The following is a 16,537-nucleotide window of genomic DNA, read 5'->3' as shown; positions in this document are numbered from 1 at the left end:
GCGCCATAGTATTAGTGTTGATTTGGCGCAGAAAAAGGACCTTTCGTGACTAAGAAAACCTCTCCTGAGACACAGTCAGAGACCGAAGTAGACTCCGAAACCAAAGTTGAGGAGACAACTGAGGCGGTTGAAACCACTGATGAAGCTCCCGAAGCTGAAGAGGCGACCGAGGTAGTCGAAGAAACTCAAGAGCCGGAACAGCAAGAAACTCCTGTTGAGCCCGCAAAAGGGAACTCATGGTTTCCGGCTGTTGCTGGTGGGGCCATCGCTGCGGCGCTAGGCTTTGGCGTGGCGCAGTTGGTTCCTTTGCAGGACACACAAGACCTTGAAGCGGCATTGACAGAGCAATCCCAAGAGATCGCGACATTGCGAGAGCAGATTGACGCGCGCATTGCTCCGCTTGCCTCCAAGAGTGAATTGACGACGCTTACGGAATCCATCGACGACAAGATCGCCGCCGCGACTGTCGACGACGAAAACGCCGTAGATGTTGAAGCGCTCGTGACTGATTTCCAAACGACCCTTGATGCGTTGGCGACGCGTCTAAGCGATCTCGAGAAACGCCCGATCCAATCGAATGAGGCTTCAAGTGGGGCCGCCGAGGCATATGAGCGTGAATTGACCGCAATGCGCGAAACGCTGGAGGCGCAAAGAACCGACATCGAAGCGGTTGCGAAGGATGCCCAAGACCAAATCGCCGCCGCAAAAGCGCAGGCAGAGGAGCTTCAGGCCGGAGCAGAAGCGGCCGCGAATGCCGCGATTGCCCGTGCGGCGCTCACACGAATTGATGCGGCAATGGCAAGCGGTGGCGCGTTCGGACAGCCGCTTCTTGATCTGTCCGAGGCGCTTGGAAGCGAGCCCCCAGCCGATCTATTGACGGCGTCTAACACGGGTGTTGTTACCTTGGCTGAACTGCGCAGCTCTTTCCCAGAGGCGGCCCGTGCGGCGCTTGCGGTTTCCGCAGCGGATGCACCCGACGAAAGCGCATTAGAGCGCATGGGATCCTTTTTGCGGAGCCAGACAAACGCACGCTCCTTGACGCCACGCGAAGGGAATGACCCAGACGCAATCCTTTCTCGTGCAGAAGCCGCGACAGGAAATGGCGATCTGACCACAGCCCTCCAAGAATTGTCCGCGCTCCCTCCAGAAGGGCAAAGCGCGATGCAAGACTGGATAAATGCCGCTGAATTTCGGCTTAAGATAAAGGCCGCTCTGACGGCATTTGAAACTTCCGCCACAGGAAATTGAGAGAGGCCCTATGATTTGGTCACTGGTTAAAATTCTATCCTTTGTGGTGCTGATCGCGGCGGTCGCCTTGGGAGCCGGAATGTTGGCGGAATCAGGGGAGGGTATACGAATTGCCTTCGCCCAAACTGAATTCACGCTTCAGCCACTACAGGCCGCGATTGCAGTCGTTGTTTTGGTGCTTGTCGTCTGGGTTGCGATCAAGATTTTGGGGCTCATCATGGCCGTTATTCATTTCCTGAGTGGTGATGAAACGGCCCTTTCGCGGTATTTCGACCGTAACCGCGAGCGCAAAGGCTATGAGGCCATGGCGCAGGGTATGATGGCTGTCTCGTCTGGCGAGGGACGCGTTGCGCTGGCCAAGGCAGCGAAGGCCGAGAAATATCTAAACCGTCCCGAGCTCACCAATCTGCTCACCGCCCAAGCGGCCGAGATTTCGGGCGACGCGAAGAAAGCGCAAGAGGTGTATAAACGCCTGCTCGCCGATGATCGGACACGCTTTGTGGGTATTCGCGGTATCATGAAGCAGAAACTTATCGAGGGTGACACCGATACGGCGCTGGCACTTGCCGAGAGGGCGTTCGCACTTAAGCCGCGCCATGCCGAAGTGCAAAACACCTTGCTTCAACTTCAAACCGAAAAGCAGGATTGGTCAGGCGCGCGCCGTACGTTGAAATCACAAGTGAAGCACGGAGCGATCCCGCGCGATGTCTATAAACGTCGCGATGCTGTTTTGGCGCTTTCCGAAGTGAGCGTCCTTCTGGACGAAGACTCTACAATCGAAGCCCGCGAAGCCGCAATCGCCGCTCAGAAACAATCGCCTGATCTTATCCCTGCGACGGTTTTGGCGGCGGATGTCTATATCGATCAGGGCAAGCCAAAACTCGCAGCACGGATCATCAAGAAAGCATGGGACGCGCAGCCCCATCCCGATTTGGCCGCAGCGTTCGCTCGCATTGCGCCCGATGAGGATGCGCAAGCGCGACTGGCGCGTTTTGGCGCGCTCACTTCGCTTCGTCAGGATCATCCCGAAACCATTATGCTGCATTCCGAGCTTCTTATTGCCAACGAGGACTTCCCCGAAGCGCGTCGCAAAATGGGCACGCTGGCAGAAACACATCCTACGTCCCGTAGTCTTGCGCTCATGGCGGCAATTGAGCGTGGCGAAGGTGCTGATGATACGGCCGTGCGCGCATGGCTCGCCAAGGCGCTTACCGCTCCGCGAAGCGAGCAGTGGGTTTGCGATAGTTGTGGGCAGATTCACGGCGTGTGGGTTCCTGTCTGCGATAACTGCCACAGCATCGATACGCTAAGCTGGAAGATGCCAGCCGAGCCAGAGAATGCCTCGACACAGGCGGCGTCAATGCTATCGCTTATTGTGGATAAGAAACCCACCAAATCATCCCGCGAACCGCTCGACCCAGAAGCACTAGATCCGCTCGAAGTCGTTGTTCAAGATGCCGAAATCGTTGAAGAGCCTTCAAAAAGCTAATCAAATAGTTCATTGGTTTTCCTAAATCGCATCCTTGATCGCGATATGATCGTATTTGTGGGGATATGAGTTGAAAATAGCAGTTGCCGGAATCGGATATGTAGGGCTTTCAAACGCGGTATTGTTGGCGCAAAATAACGAGGTCGTAGCGATTGACCTCGATGCATCGCGCGTCGAGGAACTAAATGCCAAGAGAAGCCCGATTGTCGACGCGGAGATTCAGGATTTTCTCACAAATAAAGAACTTTCGCTGACAGCAACGACGGATAAATCGGCATATGCTGGCGCGAAGTTCGTGATTATCGCCACTCCCACAAACTATGACCCGCTTACAAACTATTTCGATACTTCAAGCGTCGAGAGTGTGCTCAAAGATATCCTTGCGGTAAATCAAACGGCGACGATCGTGATCAAATCAACCGTTCCCGTTGGCTATACCGAGCGCGTATCCCATGAGTTCGCGAGTGATCGCATCATCTTTAGTCCCGAATTCCTGCGCGAGGGGCGGGCGCTTTATGACAACCTCTATCCTAACCGCATAGTGATCGGCGAAGAGAGCGCGCGCGCCAAGAAATTCGCGAGTTTGCTTACCGAAGGGGCCCGCATCGAGGATATTCCCGTGCTCTATACGGGTGCGAATGAGGCCGAAGCTATTAAGCTCTTCGCGAATACATATCTTGCGATGCGTGTGGCATACTTCAATGAACTCGACAGCTATGCCTTGGCGTCGGGGATGAATTCGCGACAAATCATTGAAGGAGTCGGGTTGGACCCGCGAATTGGCGAGCACTATAATAACCCGTCGTTTGGCTATGGCGGCTATTGCCTTCCCAAAGATAGCAAGCAGCTCTTGGCGAATTACTCCGAGGTGCCGCAAAACCTAATCCGCGCTATCGTGGACGCTAATCGAACGCGCAAAGATTTCATCGCAGACCAGATAATCGCCAAGACCCCAAAAACCGTTGGCGTCTATCGGCTTGTGATGAAAGCGGGTTCTGACAATTTCCGCCAAAGCTCAATCCAGGGCATCATGAAGCGTGTGAAGGCCAAGGGCATCAACGTGATCGTCTACGAACCAGCCCTCGACGCGCCCGATTTCTTTAATTCCGAAGTCGTGAACAATCTGAAGGATTTCAAGCAACGCTCTGACATGATCATCGCCAATAGGTTGGCTGATGAGCTTTCAGACGTAAGAGCCAAGATTTTCACCCGCGATCTTTTTGGCGAAGATTGATGTGGTGACCCCGACTGGATTCGAACCAGTAACCTGCCCCTTAGGAGGGGGCTGCTCTATCCAATTGAGCCACGGGGCCTTGGGGACCGATTAAGCCAATTTGCAAAGTTTTTCAAAGGCAAATTGTGGCAATCGGCCCCGAGGTACCAACGCGAAACAGTTATTGCTTGTTAAGCATGGTGATTAGCTGATCGACTGTTGCTTGGGCCGCTTTGGGCGCAAGCTGAAGCACCACGAGCAATTCCGTCAATTGGAGTTTTTCGGAATCTGAGAGATTACTTTCCCTGATTGCTTGGGCCGCCTTTTCATAGTCGACGCCATTCTCTGTGATGATCCCCGACTCTTGCCATTGTACGAACATTCTCTCGAGTTCGGACTTGGTCTTTTCGGATAGTTCGGTCACGCTCTCTGCGAGTGTGATGGCCGTTTCGGTAGCGCGACCGCTCAGATCATTGCCGATCTGCGAAATCACATCTGCGGCCGCTTCGCCCGCTTCTTTGGTAGAGTTCTGGGCATCCTCAAGGGCGGCTTCTAACCGCTCTTGAGGTGTTGGTTCTGGCTTGTTGAAGAAGAAAAAAGCTCCTGCAGCAATTGCCGCGCCGAGTAGCGCTCCTAGAATAACCTTGATCATGCTTAATCCTTCTTTTGATGCCGTTTATGCTTCGGATTTCTCTTCGTCCGAACAGTCTTTGATGACGCGAACTTCGCGTTGTGGGAACGGAATAGAGATGCCCGCAGCGTCAAACTCGTCTTTGGCCTGACGTAGAATATCCCAATACACGGTCCAATAATCCGCGGTGTTGGCCCAAGGGCGGCAGAGAATATTGACCGAGTTATCAGCAAGCTCACCAACCGTGATATTTGGCGCGGGATCCTTGAGGCATTTTGGATGTGACTCGACCAGTTTTCGGAGAATACCGATGGCCTCATCAATGTTGTCGGAATACCCGATGCCAAACACCATATCCACGCGACGCGTGGGCGAGGCGTTTACGTTGGTAATGACGTCACCCCAGATCTTGGAGTTCGGCACGATGATTATCTGATTGTCAAATGTCCGGATCGTTGTTGATACCATCGACATTTCGTCAATCGAGCCAGATACACCAGCGGTCTCTACGAAATCACCCATATCGAATGGCTTGAGGATCATAATCATCAAGCCGCTTGCAAGGTTGCCCAAGGTATCCTGTAGCGCAAATGCGAGGATAAATGACAAACCACCGAGAACAGCAAACACAGGCCCGACATTGACGCCCAGCATCGCGAGAACAACCATAATTCCCAGTGCGAAGGTGCCCCAATAGACGGCCGTTTGAATGAACGATTTCAGCAGACGCGAAAGCGTCGGAACCTTTGAAAGTCCCTTGCCAGTGAGGCGGTGCATCAAGCGTGCAACGAACATCATCACCCAAATCGCAATAATTAGGCTGACTCCCATTTTGAGCAGGTTAAGCCCACCATCAGGAGAGGTGATCCAACGCTTGATGTGACGCCAAATGCTCGCAGGATCGGTCGTGCCGGCAAGCCCAATGGTCAGGCCGGAAATATAGTCTGTGTGCGGCTTTAGCTCTTCTTCTGTTGCGCCCTTTTGCTGCCATGAGTTCAGAACGGTTTCATAGCGTTTCTTAAGGTCGACTTGCTCATCGCCAAGGTTCTCCAGATCATTGCGCAGCTTCTCGGCCGTTGCTTCGTTTGCGTTCAGGATACCCAGATTGATCTGTGCGGACTCGCTAACGGAATCTTGGATGATGTCCTGCCAGTTTGCGGCAACTTCGCTTAGTTGCGGCGCGGTGAGCGGCACGAGCAGGATAGAGAGAGCTTCCTGATCAATCGCAGGATCAGAAACAGCGACGATCTCGGGGGAGGGTGGCGCCTCTGGTTCGTCTTGGGCATAGAGGGGCAAGACCAGCAACACAGATAGGGCGAACAGCCCTGTCAGCATCCTGCGTGTGACGGCTTGGATGTATGACATACGTAAATTCCTTCGTATTAATATTGAACGTCATGGCTGTAAGCCGCTTCCGTCCGTATTCCACAAGTGACCTAAATCACCGCAACATTCACCATAATAGGCTTATATGTCCATTATTTTACATGGGTGTAAATGCCAAATGGCCCGCAATAACGTGACAGGCGGGACAGCGCCGGAACTTGCGCGGACCTAAAGCATACGAATGACGTCTTTTTCGATCGCCAGCATATACCCGCGACGGGCGATGTTTTTGACGAGCAGGGCGCTGACCATTTGATTGCCCAGAGAGTCCCTAAGGCGCTTGATGCGGGTGGCCCCTGCGGCTTCGTCACAGTCGGATTCTCGCTTGCCAGAGATCACAGCTTCAAGCTGCGCGCCTGTCATTACGTCGTCATCCATGCGTGCTTCGGCCAGAACAGACAGTGTTTCAATCGCCGCTTGGGTGAGTTTGAATTCCATGTTGTTGAGGTAAACGGTGTTCTCTTCTCGGCTGATCAATAGGGAATTGACCTGAATGCCTGCGCGTTCAACTTCGTTCATGCGTCGCGTCAGGAACAAGATGGTCAACAGGAACACGAGTGCCGCGATCATGAGCACCGAAGCAAACACGAGAAGGATAAGAATTGTCGCGCGATAGGAATTCAGCGTGTCCGAAAACGCGGTCCCTGACTGTGCCAGAATTTCGAGGAGCTTAATTTCCGAAGTGGAGGTGAGGTCGTTGTTCTCGACGAATATCTGCTCGACCCGCGCATTGAACGCATTAGCATCGGGGAGGTACAACAGCAGAAGCGCCGCCGCCCCAAGCAGCAGCGCCACAATCACGCCTAACCCCACAAAGACCACACGGTTCCCCGAAATCGTCGCTTTAGTACCGGAGGAAGTAGGCACCCGCGCTCTCCTTCTTGCTGTTCAGCGCGGAGTCGTCAAAGAGGCTAATGACCGTTAGTAGCTTCCATCCGTCACCCTGAATTCGGGATTGGATGTCGTCGCCGGCGGCGGGTTTCTTGCAGTTGGCGTCCGTGAGCTTAACAACGCCATAGTGGAGCTTCAGCGGGTTATCCTGCTTGGCTTTATAGTCCGCATAACAAGCGGCGGAGGCGGGCGCAGCGCATAGAAGCGCAAATGCGAATGTGAGTTGCTTTATCATGTCCAAACCATGCGATACCTCGCCGTGTTATTCAATAACAGTGGCCGGTAATCGCCTAACAAAAAGGTGATATTGAACAACACGGGCAATCGAAACAGTTTGATTGAGGAACCCACAAGTTCCGAACAAAATGAAAAGGAATGCCCCATGCTGAAAAAACTTTGTACATTTGCGCTCGTGATATGTTTGGCGCTGCCGTCTACTTCGGCGCCTGCCCATGCGAGCGATGATCTAAAGAAAATTCTCGCTGCACTTGCGACAATGGCAGTGATCGGTATGGCGGCAAACGAACTCAAGAGTGACCCTGTTGTCGTTCCACAACCAACCCCGCAGCCAAAGCCGAAACCCAAACCGCAAAAACCACCGTATGGAAACGCTTACGGGCACTACAAGAAACTACCTAATCAGTGCCTCCATACATTCAACACATCTGAAGGGCGTGCGACGTATTTCAAACAGAAATGCATGAAAGATAACTATAAGTATGCCAAGCGCTTACCCCAGCAATGTCTCCGTACCGTTTGGACGGAGGATGGTAAACGATCGCTCTTTAGTCCTGCCTGTTTGAACAACTGGGGTTTTAGGTAGGAACACTGGCGGGCCATCGTGCCCGCCCTTTTTACTTGCTGGACGGGTGAAAATAGGCAATCCAAACCTATGCAAAAGCCAATCACAAAACCCGTACCCGATTTCTCATTTGAAACAGCCGCAATAGCCAAAGGCGCCAAAATCATTGCGGGGGTGGACGAAGTTGGGCGCGGACCACTCGCGGGCCCAGTAACGGCCGCGGCGGTCATCCTTGATCCGTACGATATTCCAATTGGTCTAAACGATAGCAAAACACTCACGGCCAAACGGCGTGCCGCATTGGAAGGGGTGATATTTGCGAAAGCAACGGTTTCCATTGCGCACGCCACCGTCGAAGAAATCGACGAAATCAACATCTTGCGCGCAAGTCATCTGGCAATGGAGCGCGCCATCGCAGGGCTCCCCGTTGTGCCGGACCATGTTCTGATTGATGGCAATATGATTCCGCGTGATCTGACCCTGAGTGCCGAGGCGATTGTCAAAGGCGATAGCAAATCAGTTTCCATTTCTGCGGCGTCGATTGTCGCCAAAAACTGCCGCGATCGGTTGATGGTGGATTTAGCGCAACAGCATCCCGGCTATGGCTGGGAGACGAACGCAGGTTATGGATCAAAAAGCCACATATCTGCGCTCCAAAATCTTGGGGTAACCCCACACCATAGACGATCCTTTAAGCCGATACACAATATCTTGTATCAAGGCGAAAAGTTAAGTGACTGATTTAAAAAACAAATTGACGACGATTCCACAATCATCAATCCTAGTCCTCAATAAGTAAGCGCAAAAATGCGCAACATATGAGGCAGTAATGAAAACGAAAACCCAAGCAAAAGAGGCTGTAAAATTGCCTCTTAACCAGATAATTGACGGCGACTGCATCGACGTGATGAACAGTCTACCTGAAAACTCGGTCGATCTTATCTTTGCGGATCCGCCCTATAACCTCCAGCTCAAGGGTGATCTGCACCGTCCCGACAATTCCAAAGTGGATGCGGTTGATGATGCATGGGATCAGTTTTCCTCCTTTGAGGCATATGACCGCTTTACCAAAGCATGGCTAAAGGCCGCGCGCCGTATCCTAAAGCCGAATGGCGCGATTTGGGTGATCGGCAGCTATCACAACATTTTCCGTGTTGGCGCAGCGATGCAGAACGAAGGCTATTGGATCTTGAACGACGTGGTTTGGCGCAAGTCCAACCCGATGCCGAACTTCCGCGGCAAGCGTCTGACGAATGCGCACGAAACAATGATTTGGGCCTCAAAAGAAGAAGCCAGCAAATACACTTTCAACTACGAAGCGCTGAAATCCCTCAACGAGGGTATTCAAATGCGTTCTGATTGGGTTCTGCCCATCTGTAACGGCCACGAGCGACTGAAGAACGACGCAGGTGAAAAAGCGCATCCAACTCAAAAGCCAGAGAGCCTGCTTCATCGCATTCTTGTTTCGACAACGAACCCTGGCGATGTAGTACTTGATCCGTTCTTTGGAACTGGCACAACCGGTGCCGTGGCCAAGAAACTGGGCCGCGAATACATCGGAATTGAGCGCGAAGAAGCTTATCGCAAGGTCGCCAAGAAGCGCCTTAAGAACATCCGTAAATTTGACAAAGAGAGCCTTCAGGTCACTCAGTCAAAACGCTCAGAACCTCGCGTGCCTTTCGGGCAGCTTGTTGAGCGTGGGATGCTTCAGCCAGGTGAAGAGCTTTACTCCATGAACAAACGTCACAAGGTCAAGGTTCGTGCAGACGGCACATTGATCGGGGACGATGTTAAGGGCTCAATCCATCAGGTTGGCGCCGCTCTTGAGGGCGCACCAAGCTGTAATGGCTGGACCTACTGGTGTTACAAACGCGAAGGCAAGCAAGTGCCGATTGATCTCTTGCGCCAGCAGATTCGCGCGGAAATGACCGAGCGTCCTAACTAAGCACACCAACAAATAAAGAATTACCGCCTGTGCCTGTGGCCTGACTCCACAGCACTACCTTGCCCTGTCGTTTCGCACGACAGGGCCTTTTTGGTTTAGCGCGGCATCTGGTTGGTTGCGTTTTTGTATGGGGTCCAGTCGGTGATCTCTGGATAGTATTGCTTGCGCCACGCCTTTACCCGTGGGTTCATCACGCGGCGAAATAGGGGCGGAACCATCGCCGCCATTGTCATAACCGGATATCCGTACGGAAGCTGCGGGGCCTCGTCCTCAGTGTAGGTTTGTAACAATGGAAAGCGGCGGCTGGGCTTATAGTGGTGATCGCTGTGCCGCTGTAGATTGATAAGGAGCCAATTGCTTGCTTTGTGCGCGGCGTTCCAGCTGTGATGCGGTTTTACGTGTTCGTACTTACCATTCCCAAGGTGCGCGCGGGTTAGGCCATAGTGCTCAATGTAATTCACAAGCTCTAGCTGCCAGATGGCCACGCCGGCCTGAAGCAAAAACAGGCCAAGTCCCGCAAAACCCCCAATCAGAAATGCCAAAACGAGGCAGGATAGTTGCAGCGCCCCATAGCGCCAAAACGGATTGCGCAGATTGAAAGCCGAGAGCTTTCGCCGCGCCAGAAGAGATTTCTCGGCGCTCCATGCGGATTTTAGGCAGGACACAAGCACACGGGGATAGAACTTGTGAAACCCCTCATTATATCGGGCGGTCACTGGATCACGCGGCGTGCCAACATAGATGTGATGCACAAGCAGGTGCTCCGAGCGGAAGTGACTATAGAGAACCATCGCAAGCAACCCGTCCGCCATCCAGCGTTCGATGCGGTTTTTCTGGTGCATCAACTCATGCGAATAATTGATCCCGACCGTTCCCGAAATCACCCCAACTCCAAAGAACAGAACGAGCTTTTCCCACAGGCCAAGGTGCGTGGTGTGCGTGACATAATAAATCAGTCCAAAAACCAGACAGAATTGAATCGGCAACCAAATGAGCGTGATGAGTTTGTACCAGAACAGCTCGCTCTCGGGGGTTTCTGGATCGGGGTTGGTTAGGTTCAGGCCCGTGAGAGCGTCGAGAATGCTAAACAGAAACCAGCCATAGAGTGGCAGGAGCACAACCCAATAACCGCCCAGAACTGCGCCCAGAACCGCAAGCGGTATCATCCCAAGCGAAAGCCAGAACGGAAGCGCGGGCTGAAGTTTCGAGAAGGTCTGGCCTGTCATATGTGCTCCGCATTAATTTTGGTTCAGGCGTCCCTGCACAAGCTCAAAAGCTTTGCGCATGACCGTCGGTAGATCATTGGCGCTAAAGCTTTTCTGGTCAACAAAAACGCCGCGCTCGGGCGTTGACGTGGCGTCGGTCTGCGCGATCTGAACCGAAAGCCTTAGGTGAAAATGCGTAAACGTATGACGCACCTCGCCATTGAGCGGAGTCCAGTGGGCATCAATCGGGGGGCTTGCGGGATTTGGATCTTCGGCCCAATTATTTCCGGGCCAGCCCATCATACCGCCCAACAACCCGCGGTCGGGCCGCTTCTCCAGAAGCCACGCTCCATCGTCGCGCTGGGCCAAAAACACGGTGCCATAGCGGATTGGCTTGGGTTTCTTCGGGGATTTCTTGGGGAGTTCGGCGGCAATCCCTTTGGCATATCCAATACAGTTCGCACGCCACGGGCAAATCTCGCAACTCGGATTGCGCGGCGAGCAGAGCGTCGCGCCAAGGTCCATTACCGCTTGTGCATAATCCCCAGCGCGCTCCTTTGGTGTAAGTTTGGCCGCAAAATCGCGCAGTGTTGGCTTGCTCTCGGGCATTGGCACTTCATGGGCGAACAAACGCGCCATTACACGTTCGACATTACCATCTACAACGACTTCGCTTTGGCCAAAGGCAATGGCGGCAATTGCAGCGGAAGTGTACGGGCCGATCCCCGGAAGCTTTTCTAACTCGGCACGGGTGCTTGGGAAAATTCCGTCGCGTTCGTCAACGACGACCCGCGCGCATTTCAACAAGTTGCGTGCCCTAGCGTAATACCCCAGCCCCGCCCATGCGGCCATCACATCGGCGTCATCAGCATTCGCCAAATCGGAAACGGTCGGCCAAAGTGTAGTAAATTTTATGAAATATTCCCGAACAGCCGCAACAGTAGTCTGCTGAAGCATAACCTCTGATAACCAAACGAAATATGGGTCCGCACGCTCGCCATTCATGGAGGCATCGGGCGCCACGCGCCACGGCATTTCCCGTGCATTTTTATCGTACCACGCCAATAGTTCGGCGGAATTCGGCGTGTCACGCATAGTTTATCCATTCGTTATCGCAATTTCACTGGCACATGTCGCCATGGCGCATAGAATAGCACCCAAGACAAGGAAGAACAGATGAAGCCGCAGCAGCACAAACAAAAAACTGAACGACGCAAGAGAGGCTTTGAACGCACCTCTAGTTTGCTTCAGAGCCATATCCGCAAATCTGCGGAAACGCGCGGCTTTGCTGTTACGCGGATGCTGACGCATTGGGCCGACATCGTCGGCGAAGAAACAGCACGGATCGCGCGACCAGTGAGCGTTAAATATGGCCGCGGAAGTTTTGGCGCCACGCTTACACTGTTAACAACAGGCGCGCAGGCTCCGATGCTTGAGATGCAGAAAGAACAGATCCGCACGCGGGTAAATCAGGTCTATGGCCATGCTGCAATCTCGGCCATTCGGATTACACAGACCGCGAAAAGCGGCTTTGCCGACGGTAAAATCGACTTTGATCACGCACCCAAGGTTAAGCCTGCTCCTAACCCGCAACAAATTGCCGCCGCAAAAGCGGTTGCAGCTCCCGTCGAAAACGCAGACCTTCGGGCTGCGCTTGAACTTTTGGGCGAAAACGTCCTGTCACGAAAACAACGATAAGGTACCAATATGAACCGCCGTGAATTTACATCGACACTTGCTCTCTCTGTACTCCCTATTTTCGGAGGGTCAGTGGCCTTTGCACAAGACGCGGAACAACCCGCAGACATGGCCATTCCTGAAATGGTTCTCGGTGCCGAAGATGCGCCGATCGAAATGATCGAATATGCATCATTCACCTGCCCGCATTGTGCGAACTTCCACTCTTCGACCTTCAAGAAGATCAAAGAGAACTACATCGATACCGGCAAAGTTCGCTTTGTCTATCGTGAAGTTTATTTTGATCGCTATGGTCTGTGGGCGTCCATGGTGGCGCGCTGTGGCGGCCAAGAGCGCTTCTTTGGTCTCGTTGATGCGCTCTATGCTGATCAAAAGAACTGGGCGAGCGGCGAGCCTGCGGAAATCGCGGACAAGCTCCGCAAGATTGGACTTGTGAGCGGGTTGGACCAAGCAGAGCTGGAGGCATGTCTTGCCGATGGCGATCAGGCCAAAGCGCTTGTGACATGGTTCCAAGAAAACTCGACCCGCGACGAAGTTACGGGCACGCCATCGTTTATCATTAACGGCGAAAAGTTTGGCAATGCTTCCTATGATGACTTCGCCAAGAAGCTGGACAGCTTGCTCTAAATGACCGCGCAGCCGCCGTTAACCGGCCTCAAAGTGATTGAACTGGCCCGCATTCTGGCGGGTCCTTGGTGTGGCCAGATCCTTGCCGATCTCGGCGCTGAAGTCATCAAAGTAGAGAGCCCCGCCGGCGATGATACCCGCCGCTGGGGACCGCCCTATATCGAGTATGACGGCGAGAAGGCGGCCGCCTATTACCACGCAACCAATCGCGGCAAGAGTTCCGTGTGTGTTGATTTCCGTACACCCGAAGGGCAAGCCCAAGTGCGCGACCTCGTGCGCGATGCGGATATCGTGATTGAGAATTTCAAAGTTGGCGGTCTCAAGAAATACGGCCTCGATTATGAAAGCCTCGCCCAAGTTAACCCGCGTTTGGTCTATTGCTCGATCACGGGCTTTGGGCAAACCGGTCCCTATTCCAGCCGCGCGGGTTATGATTACATCATTCAGGGCATGTCTGGACTGATGTCGGTAACGGGCCCGCCAGAAGGGCACCCGACGAAAATTGGTGTCGCGATTGTTGATGTGTTCACTGGTGTCTATGCCAGCACTGCCATTCTTGCAGCGATTCATCAGCGCAATGAAACGGGGCGCGGGCAGCAAGTTGATATGTCACTGTTGGATGTGGGAACGGCGATCCTTGCGAACCAGTCGATGAATTACCTTGCGACGGGTGTGTCGCCAATGCGGATCGGCAACGCGCACCCGAATCTTGTGCCCTATCAAACCTTTGCTTGTTCTGACGGGCACATCATCATTGCGGTGGGCAACGATAGCCAATTTGCCAAGCTCTGCGAGCTATTGGGGGCTTCGGAATTGTCAGCGGACGAGAAGTTCATCACAAACGACGCGCGTGTGGTGAATCGGGACGTGCTAGGGCCGCTCTTGGAGCAATTCACCAGCAAAATGAGCAAGGCAGATTTGCTTCAGCGCTGCGAAGATCACGGTGTGCCCGCAGGTCCGATTAATACGGTCGGCGAGGTTTTTGACGATCCACAGATCAAGCACCGAGAGATGCAAATCGCACCCGATGGTGTTCCAGGGGTTCGAACTCCGATTAAGTTCTCTGACAGTGAGTTGTCGCTCTCGCGGCCCTCTCCGAAATTGGGGAGCGGCGCTAAATCCTAGTCTATCCCGACAGATTTCAGTGCTTGGTTAAGCTTGTCCTGCTCATTGATTTTTAGGCGAACAGGCAGGGTTAGAACCTTTTGGCGGAATGTATTAGGGAGGCGTACGGCGTCTTTTTCGGTCGTTACGAGTTGCGCCCCAAGTGCGTCGGCCTCAATTTCGAGGCGCTTCATCAGGGCATCGCTGAGCGGCTGGTGATCGGCCAGAGAGATCGTCTTAACGAGTTCGGCCCCCTGTGATCTAAGTGTCGCATAGAATTTCTCGGGGTGGCCGATCCCCGCAAAGGCGAGGCACTTTAGGCCGTCGAAATCCATTCCCATCTGTAGAACTTCGAGCGCACCCGTAAGGCGTGGCACGCTCAACGCGTGGCCCCATGTCTCTCCGAATTGCGCTTGAGCATTGTCAGACCCAATCGACAGAACCAAATCGGCCCGCATTAGTCCCACATGTAGTGGCTCCCGCAATGGCCCCGCTGGAAGGACGCGCCCGTTCCCAAAGCCGAGCGTCGCATCCACAACAACAATCGAAAGGTCCTTGGCAACGGCTGGGTTCTGAAATCCGTCATCCAGAATCAAAACATCTGCGTCCATGGTTTCGGCGAGTTTTGCACCCGCTGCACGATCTTTGGAAACGATGCATGGCGCAAATGCCGCGAGTAGCAAGGGTTCGTCCCCGGCCTCTTGTGCGGAGTGTTTCAGCGGATCAATGAGCGCCGGCCCCTCAAGCGTACCACCATAACCGCGCGACAAGAGAACCGGCTTGCGCCCCATTTCCTGAAGGTGCTGAATCAGCGCGATTGCGGTCGGTGTTTTTCCCGTTCCACCCACATTAATATTGCCAACACAGATAACGGGCATCTGCATTCGATATCCCTGTGTCTTGGCCAAACGACGCGCAGTTGCGGTGGAATAGAGCCTAGAAAAAGGCGACAGAAGCTTGTCGCGCAATGTGTTTTGAAACGGTAGGTACCAAAAATGCGGCTGCTTCATTAGTATGCCCCGATTTCTTCGAGCATCGACTCGATTTGTGAGATGGCAAGATCGGTTGCGCGTGCGCCTTTTGTGGCCAAATCCCATGCGGCATGGGCCATTGCGGCGGATTGATCGGGGGCAAGCAGTGCCAAAAGCGCCGACGTGAGTTGCATTCTGGTTTCGACACAGCGCGCGCCACCTTCGGCGTCAAGCGCTTCGAACGCGGCCTGATGAGGGCCAAGTTGAATGCCGTGCAAAATAGCAGAGCCAAGACCAGCCGCCTCATAAGGAGAATGCGTTGTATGCCCCGCCACGAGCGAGCCGCCCAGATAACTCACCGTTGCAAGACGATACCAAAGCCCGCGCTCGCCGTCCGTGTCGGCGATGTAAATCTGTGTCTCTGAATCGGGCATTTCACCTAGGGACCGCACACGAACACGCGCCCCTTTGGATATGTATTTCTCTGCCAGCTCAGGCCCGCGTTGCGAAACATCGGGGACTAATATCAGAAGCAAACGATGCGCGATGCGACTAGCGGCAAGGTGGGCATCCAGAACGATTGTGTCTTCTTCGTCGGGCACTTTGGTCGCTAACCAAACGGGCCGCCCCGCAAGTGCAGTCGCAAGACGGGTGCGGTCTTCTTCGTTGCAAGGAAGCACCTCGCTTACGTCCTCAAGCGGCCCCGCGATCCGCGTTTTCTCAGGATCGACCCCAAGAGCGTTGAGTGCGCGCGCCGATGTGGCATCAATCGCATCAATACGGTCGAAACAGCGCAAGACCTCTCGCATGATCGCACGGCGGCCAGTCACACGGCTTCGAAGACCTGCGTGCGCATGGTTGTCGAGTTTGACATCAAGGAGATAGAGCGGGATGCGCTTCTTTGAGGTGCAAAGAACCGTCACAGGATCAACATCAACGCCCGAGAACACGGCGATATCCGGCTTCCAATAACTCAGGAACTTTTCGACAAACTCTGGTGCCTCGGCGCATGAGAATTGATGGATACAGCGCGGCGGCAGTGCATCGGTGCTAAAGGTAGAGGTGCTGCTTCTGGGAGTAGTCAGGAGAAAGTTAACGGTCTGCCAATCATCCGATAGCTGGCGGATAAGTTTAGTGAGCGCGCGCGCCTTGGTCGCATCGGGTGCGTGGAACCAGAGCAAGCTCCCCTCGGGCCGCTCAACGCTGGCTTTGCCCATTTCTTCGGCGGCGCCTTGGGTGTTTTCGCTCTCGAGTTGCGCACGCATATCGGCTGTGCGCCGCGAAAGGTTGCGCAAGTAAAGTGAGAGCGAAAACGACATTCTCGGAT

Annotated in this window: 17 protein-coding genes and 1 tRNA gene; 9 read left to right on the top strand and 9 right to left on the bottom strand. The window is 53.8% G+C overall.

The window, feature by feature from the left end; translation table 11 throughout:
* The first annotated feature begins 45 nt into the window (after positions 1–45).
* From ACFE33_RS01225 to ACFE33_RS01215, 3 genes are all read left to right on the top strand, one after another.
* Positions 46–1,248, top strand: a complete 1,203-nt coding sequence (locus ACFE33_RS01225; protein ID WP_380055818.1) for a COG4223 family protein — start codon at positions 46–48, stop codon at positions 1,246–1,248.
* A gap of 10 nt (positions 1,249–1,258) precedes the next feature.
* Positions 1,259–2,737, top strand: coding sequence for a heme biosynthesis protein HemY (locus ACFE33_RS01220; RefSeq protein WP_380055815.1), 1,479 nt, complete (start codon positions 1,259–1,261; stop codon positions 2,735–2,737).
* Positions 2,738–2,807: 70 nt separating this feature from the next.
* Positions 2,808–3,971: a nucleotide sugar dehydrogenase gene (locus ACFE33_RS01215; protein WP_380055812.1), complete on the top strand. Its 1,164-nt coding sequence runs from the start codon at positions 2,808–2,810 to the stop codon at positions 3,969–3,971.
* 2 nt (positions 3,972–3,973) lie between these two features.
* On the opposite strand, the gene ACFE33_RS01210 is transcribed toward ACFE33_RS01215, so the two are convergent.
* The 5 genes from ACFE33_RS01210 to ACFE33_RS01190 all read right to left on the bottom strand — a co-directional run bounded on the left by ACFE33_RS01210 (position 3,974) and on the right by ACFE33_RS01190 (position 7,093).
* Positions 3,974–4,050, bottom strand: a tRNA-Arg gene (locus ACFE33_RS01210).
* 81 nt (positions 4,051–4,131) lie between these two features.
* A complete protein-coding gene (locus ACFE33_RS01205; protein WP_380055810.1) occupies positions 4,132–4,602 on the bottom strand; it encodes a hypothetical protein in 471 nt (156 codons plus the stop codon).
* 24 nt (positions 4,603–4,626) lie between these two features.
* Positions 4,627–5,946 (bottom strand): mechanosensitive ion channel family protein, encoded by a 1,320-nt coding sequence (locus ACFE33_RS01200; RefSeq protein WP_380055807.1) that lies wholly within the window; start codon positions 5,944–5,946, stop codon positions 4,627–4,629.
* A gap of 189 nt (positions 5,947–6,135) precedes the next feature.
* Positions 6,136–6,834, bottom strand: coding sequence for a transcriptional regulator (locus ACFE33_RS01195; RefSeq protein ID WP_380055804.1), 699 nt, complete (start codon positions 6,832–6,834; stop codon positions 6,136–6,138).
* Positions 6,812–7,093: a hypothetical protein gene (locus tag ACFE33_RS01190; RefSeq protein WP_380055802.1), complete on the bottom strand. Its 282-nt coding sequence runs from the start codon at positions 7,091–7,093 to the stop codon at positions 6,812–6,814. The genes ACFE33_RS01195 and ACFE33_RS01190 overlap by 23 nt, the downstream gene beginning before the upstream one ends.
* A gap of 147 nt (positions 7,094–7,240) precedes the next feature.
* Between ACFE33_RS01190 and ACFE33_RS01185 the strand changes: the two genes are divergently transcribed.
* From ACFE33_RS01185 to ACFE33_RS01175, 3 genes are all read left to right on the top strand, one after another.
* Positions 7,241–7,681, top strand: a complete 441-nt coding sequence (locus ACFE33_RS01185; protein WP_380055801.1) for a hypothetical protein — start codon at positions 7,241–7,243, stop codon at positions 7,679–7,681.
* A 69-nt stretch (positions 7,682–7,750) separates the two neighbouring features.
* Positions 7,751–8,401, top strand: coding sequence for a ribonuclease HII (locus tag ACFE33_RS01180; RefSeq protein WP_380055799.1), 651 nt, complete (start codon positions 7,751–7,753; stop codon positions 8,399–8,401).
* Between the two features lie 88 nt (positions 8,402–8,489).
* On the top strand, positions 8,490–9,605 hold the full coding sequence (locus tag ACFE33_RS01175) for a site-specific DNA-methyltransferase (RefSeq protein ID WP_380055796.1): 1,116 nt from the start codon (positions 8,490–8,492) through the stop codon (positions 9,603–9,605).
* A 95-nt stretch (positions 9,606–9,700) separates the two neighbouring features.
* On the opposite strand, the gene ACFE33_RS01170 is transcribed toward ACFE33_RS01175, so the two are convergent.
* Complete coding sequence (locus tag ACFE33_RS01170) at positions 9,701–10,831, bottom strand: alkane 1-monooxygenase (protein ID WP_380055794.1); 1,131 nt, start codon at positions 10,829–10,831, stop codon at positions 9,701–9,703.
* 12 nt (positions 10,832–10,843) lie between these two features.
* A complete protein-coding gene (gene mutY, locus ACFE33_RS01165) occupies positions 10,844–11,905 on the bottom strand; it encodes an A/G-specific adenine glycosylase (RefSeq protein ID WP_380055791.1) in 1,062 nt (353 codons plus the stop codon).
* Between the two features lie 81 nt (positions 11,906–11,986).
* Between mutY and ACFE33_RS01160 the strand changes: the two genes are divergently transcribed.
* From ACFE33_RS01160 to ACFE33_RS01150, 3 genes are read left to right on the top strand one after another with little or no spacing between them, the layout of a single operon-like run.
* Positions 11,987–12,508, top strand: a complete 522-nt coding sequence (locus ACFE33_RS01160; RefSeq protein WP_380055788.1) for a DUF721 domain-containing protein — start codon at positions 11,987–11,989, stop codon at positions 12,506–12,508.
* A gap of 9 nt (positions 12,509–12,517) precedes the next feature.
* Positions 12,518–13,135, top strand: coding sequence for a DsbA family protein (locus tag ACFE33_RS01155; RefSeq protein WP_380055785.1), 618 nt, complete (start codon positions 12,518–12,520; stop codon positions 13,133–13,135).
* A complete protein-coding gene (locus ACFE33_RS01150; RefSeq protein ID WP_380055782.1) occupies positions 13,136–14,260 on the top strand; it encodes a CaiB/BaiF CoA transferase family protein in 1,125 nt (374 codons plus the stop codon). It begins immediately after the preceding gene.
* On the opposite strand, the gene lpxK is transcribed toward ACFE33_RS01150, so the two are convergent.
* On the bottom strand, positions 14,257–15,249 hold the full coding sequence (lpxK, locus tag ACFE33_RS01145; RefSeq protein WP_380055779.1) for a tetraacyldisaccharide 4'-kinase: 993 nt from the start codon (positions 15,247–15,249) through the stop codon (positions 14,257–14,259). The two genes, ACFE33_RS01150 and lpxK, sit on opposite strands and share 4 nt — an antisense overlap.
* The gene (locus ACFE33_RS01140; RefSeq protein ID WP_380055776.1) at positions 15,249–16,529 is read right to left on the bottom strand and encodes a 3-deoxy-D-manno-octulosonic acid transferase; all 1,281 of its coding nucleotides are present in this window, start codon (positions 16,527–16,529) and stop codon (positions 15,249–15,251) included. The genes lpxK and ACFE33_RS01140 overlap by 1 nt, the downstream gene beginning before the upstream one ends.
* Positions 16,530–16,537: the final 8 nt, after the last annotated feature.

Origin of the sequence: Falsihalocynthiibacter sp. SS001, assembly GCF_042445055.1 — a bacterium.
Classification (GTDB): Bacteria; Pseudomonadota; Alphaproteobacteria; order Rhodobacterales; family Rhodobacteraceae; genus Falsihalocynthiibacter.
Note: the sequence above shows the minus strand (reverse complement) of the source record. Positions and strands in the feature narration are given on the sequence as shown.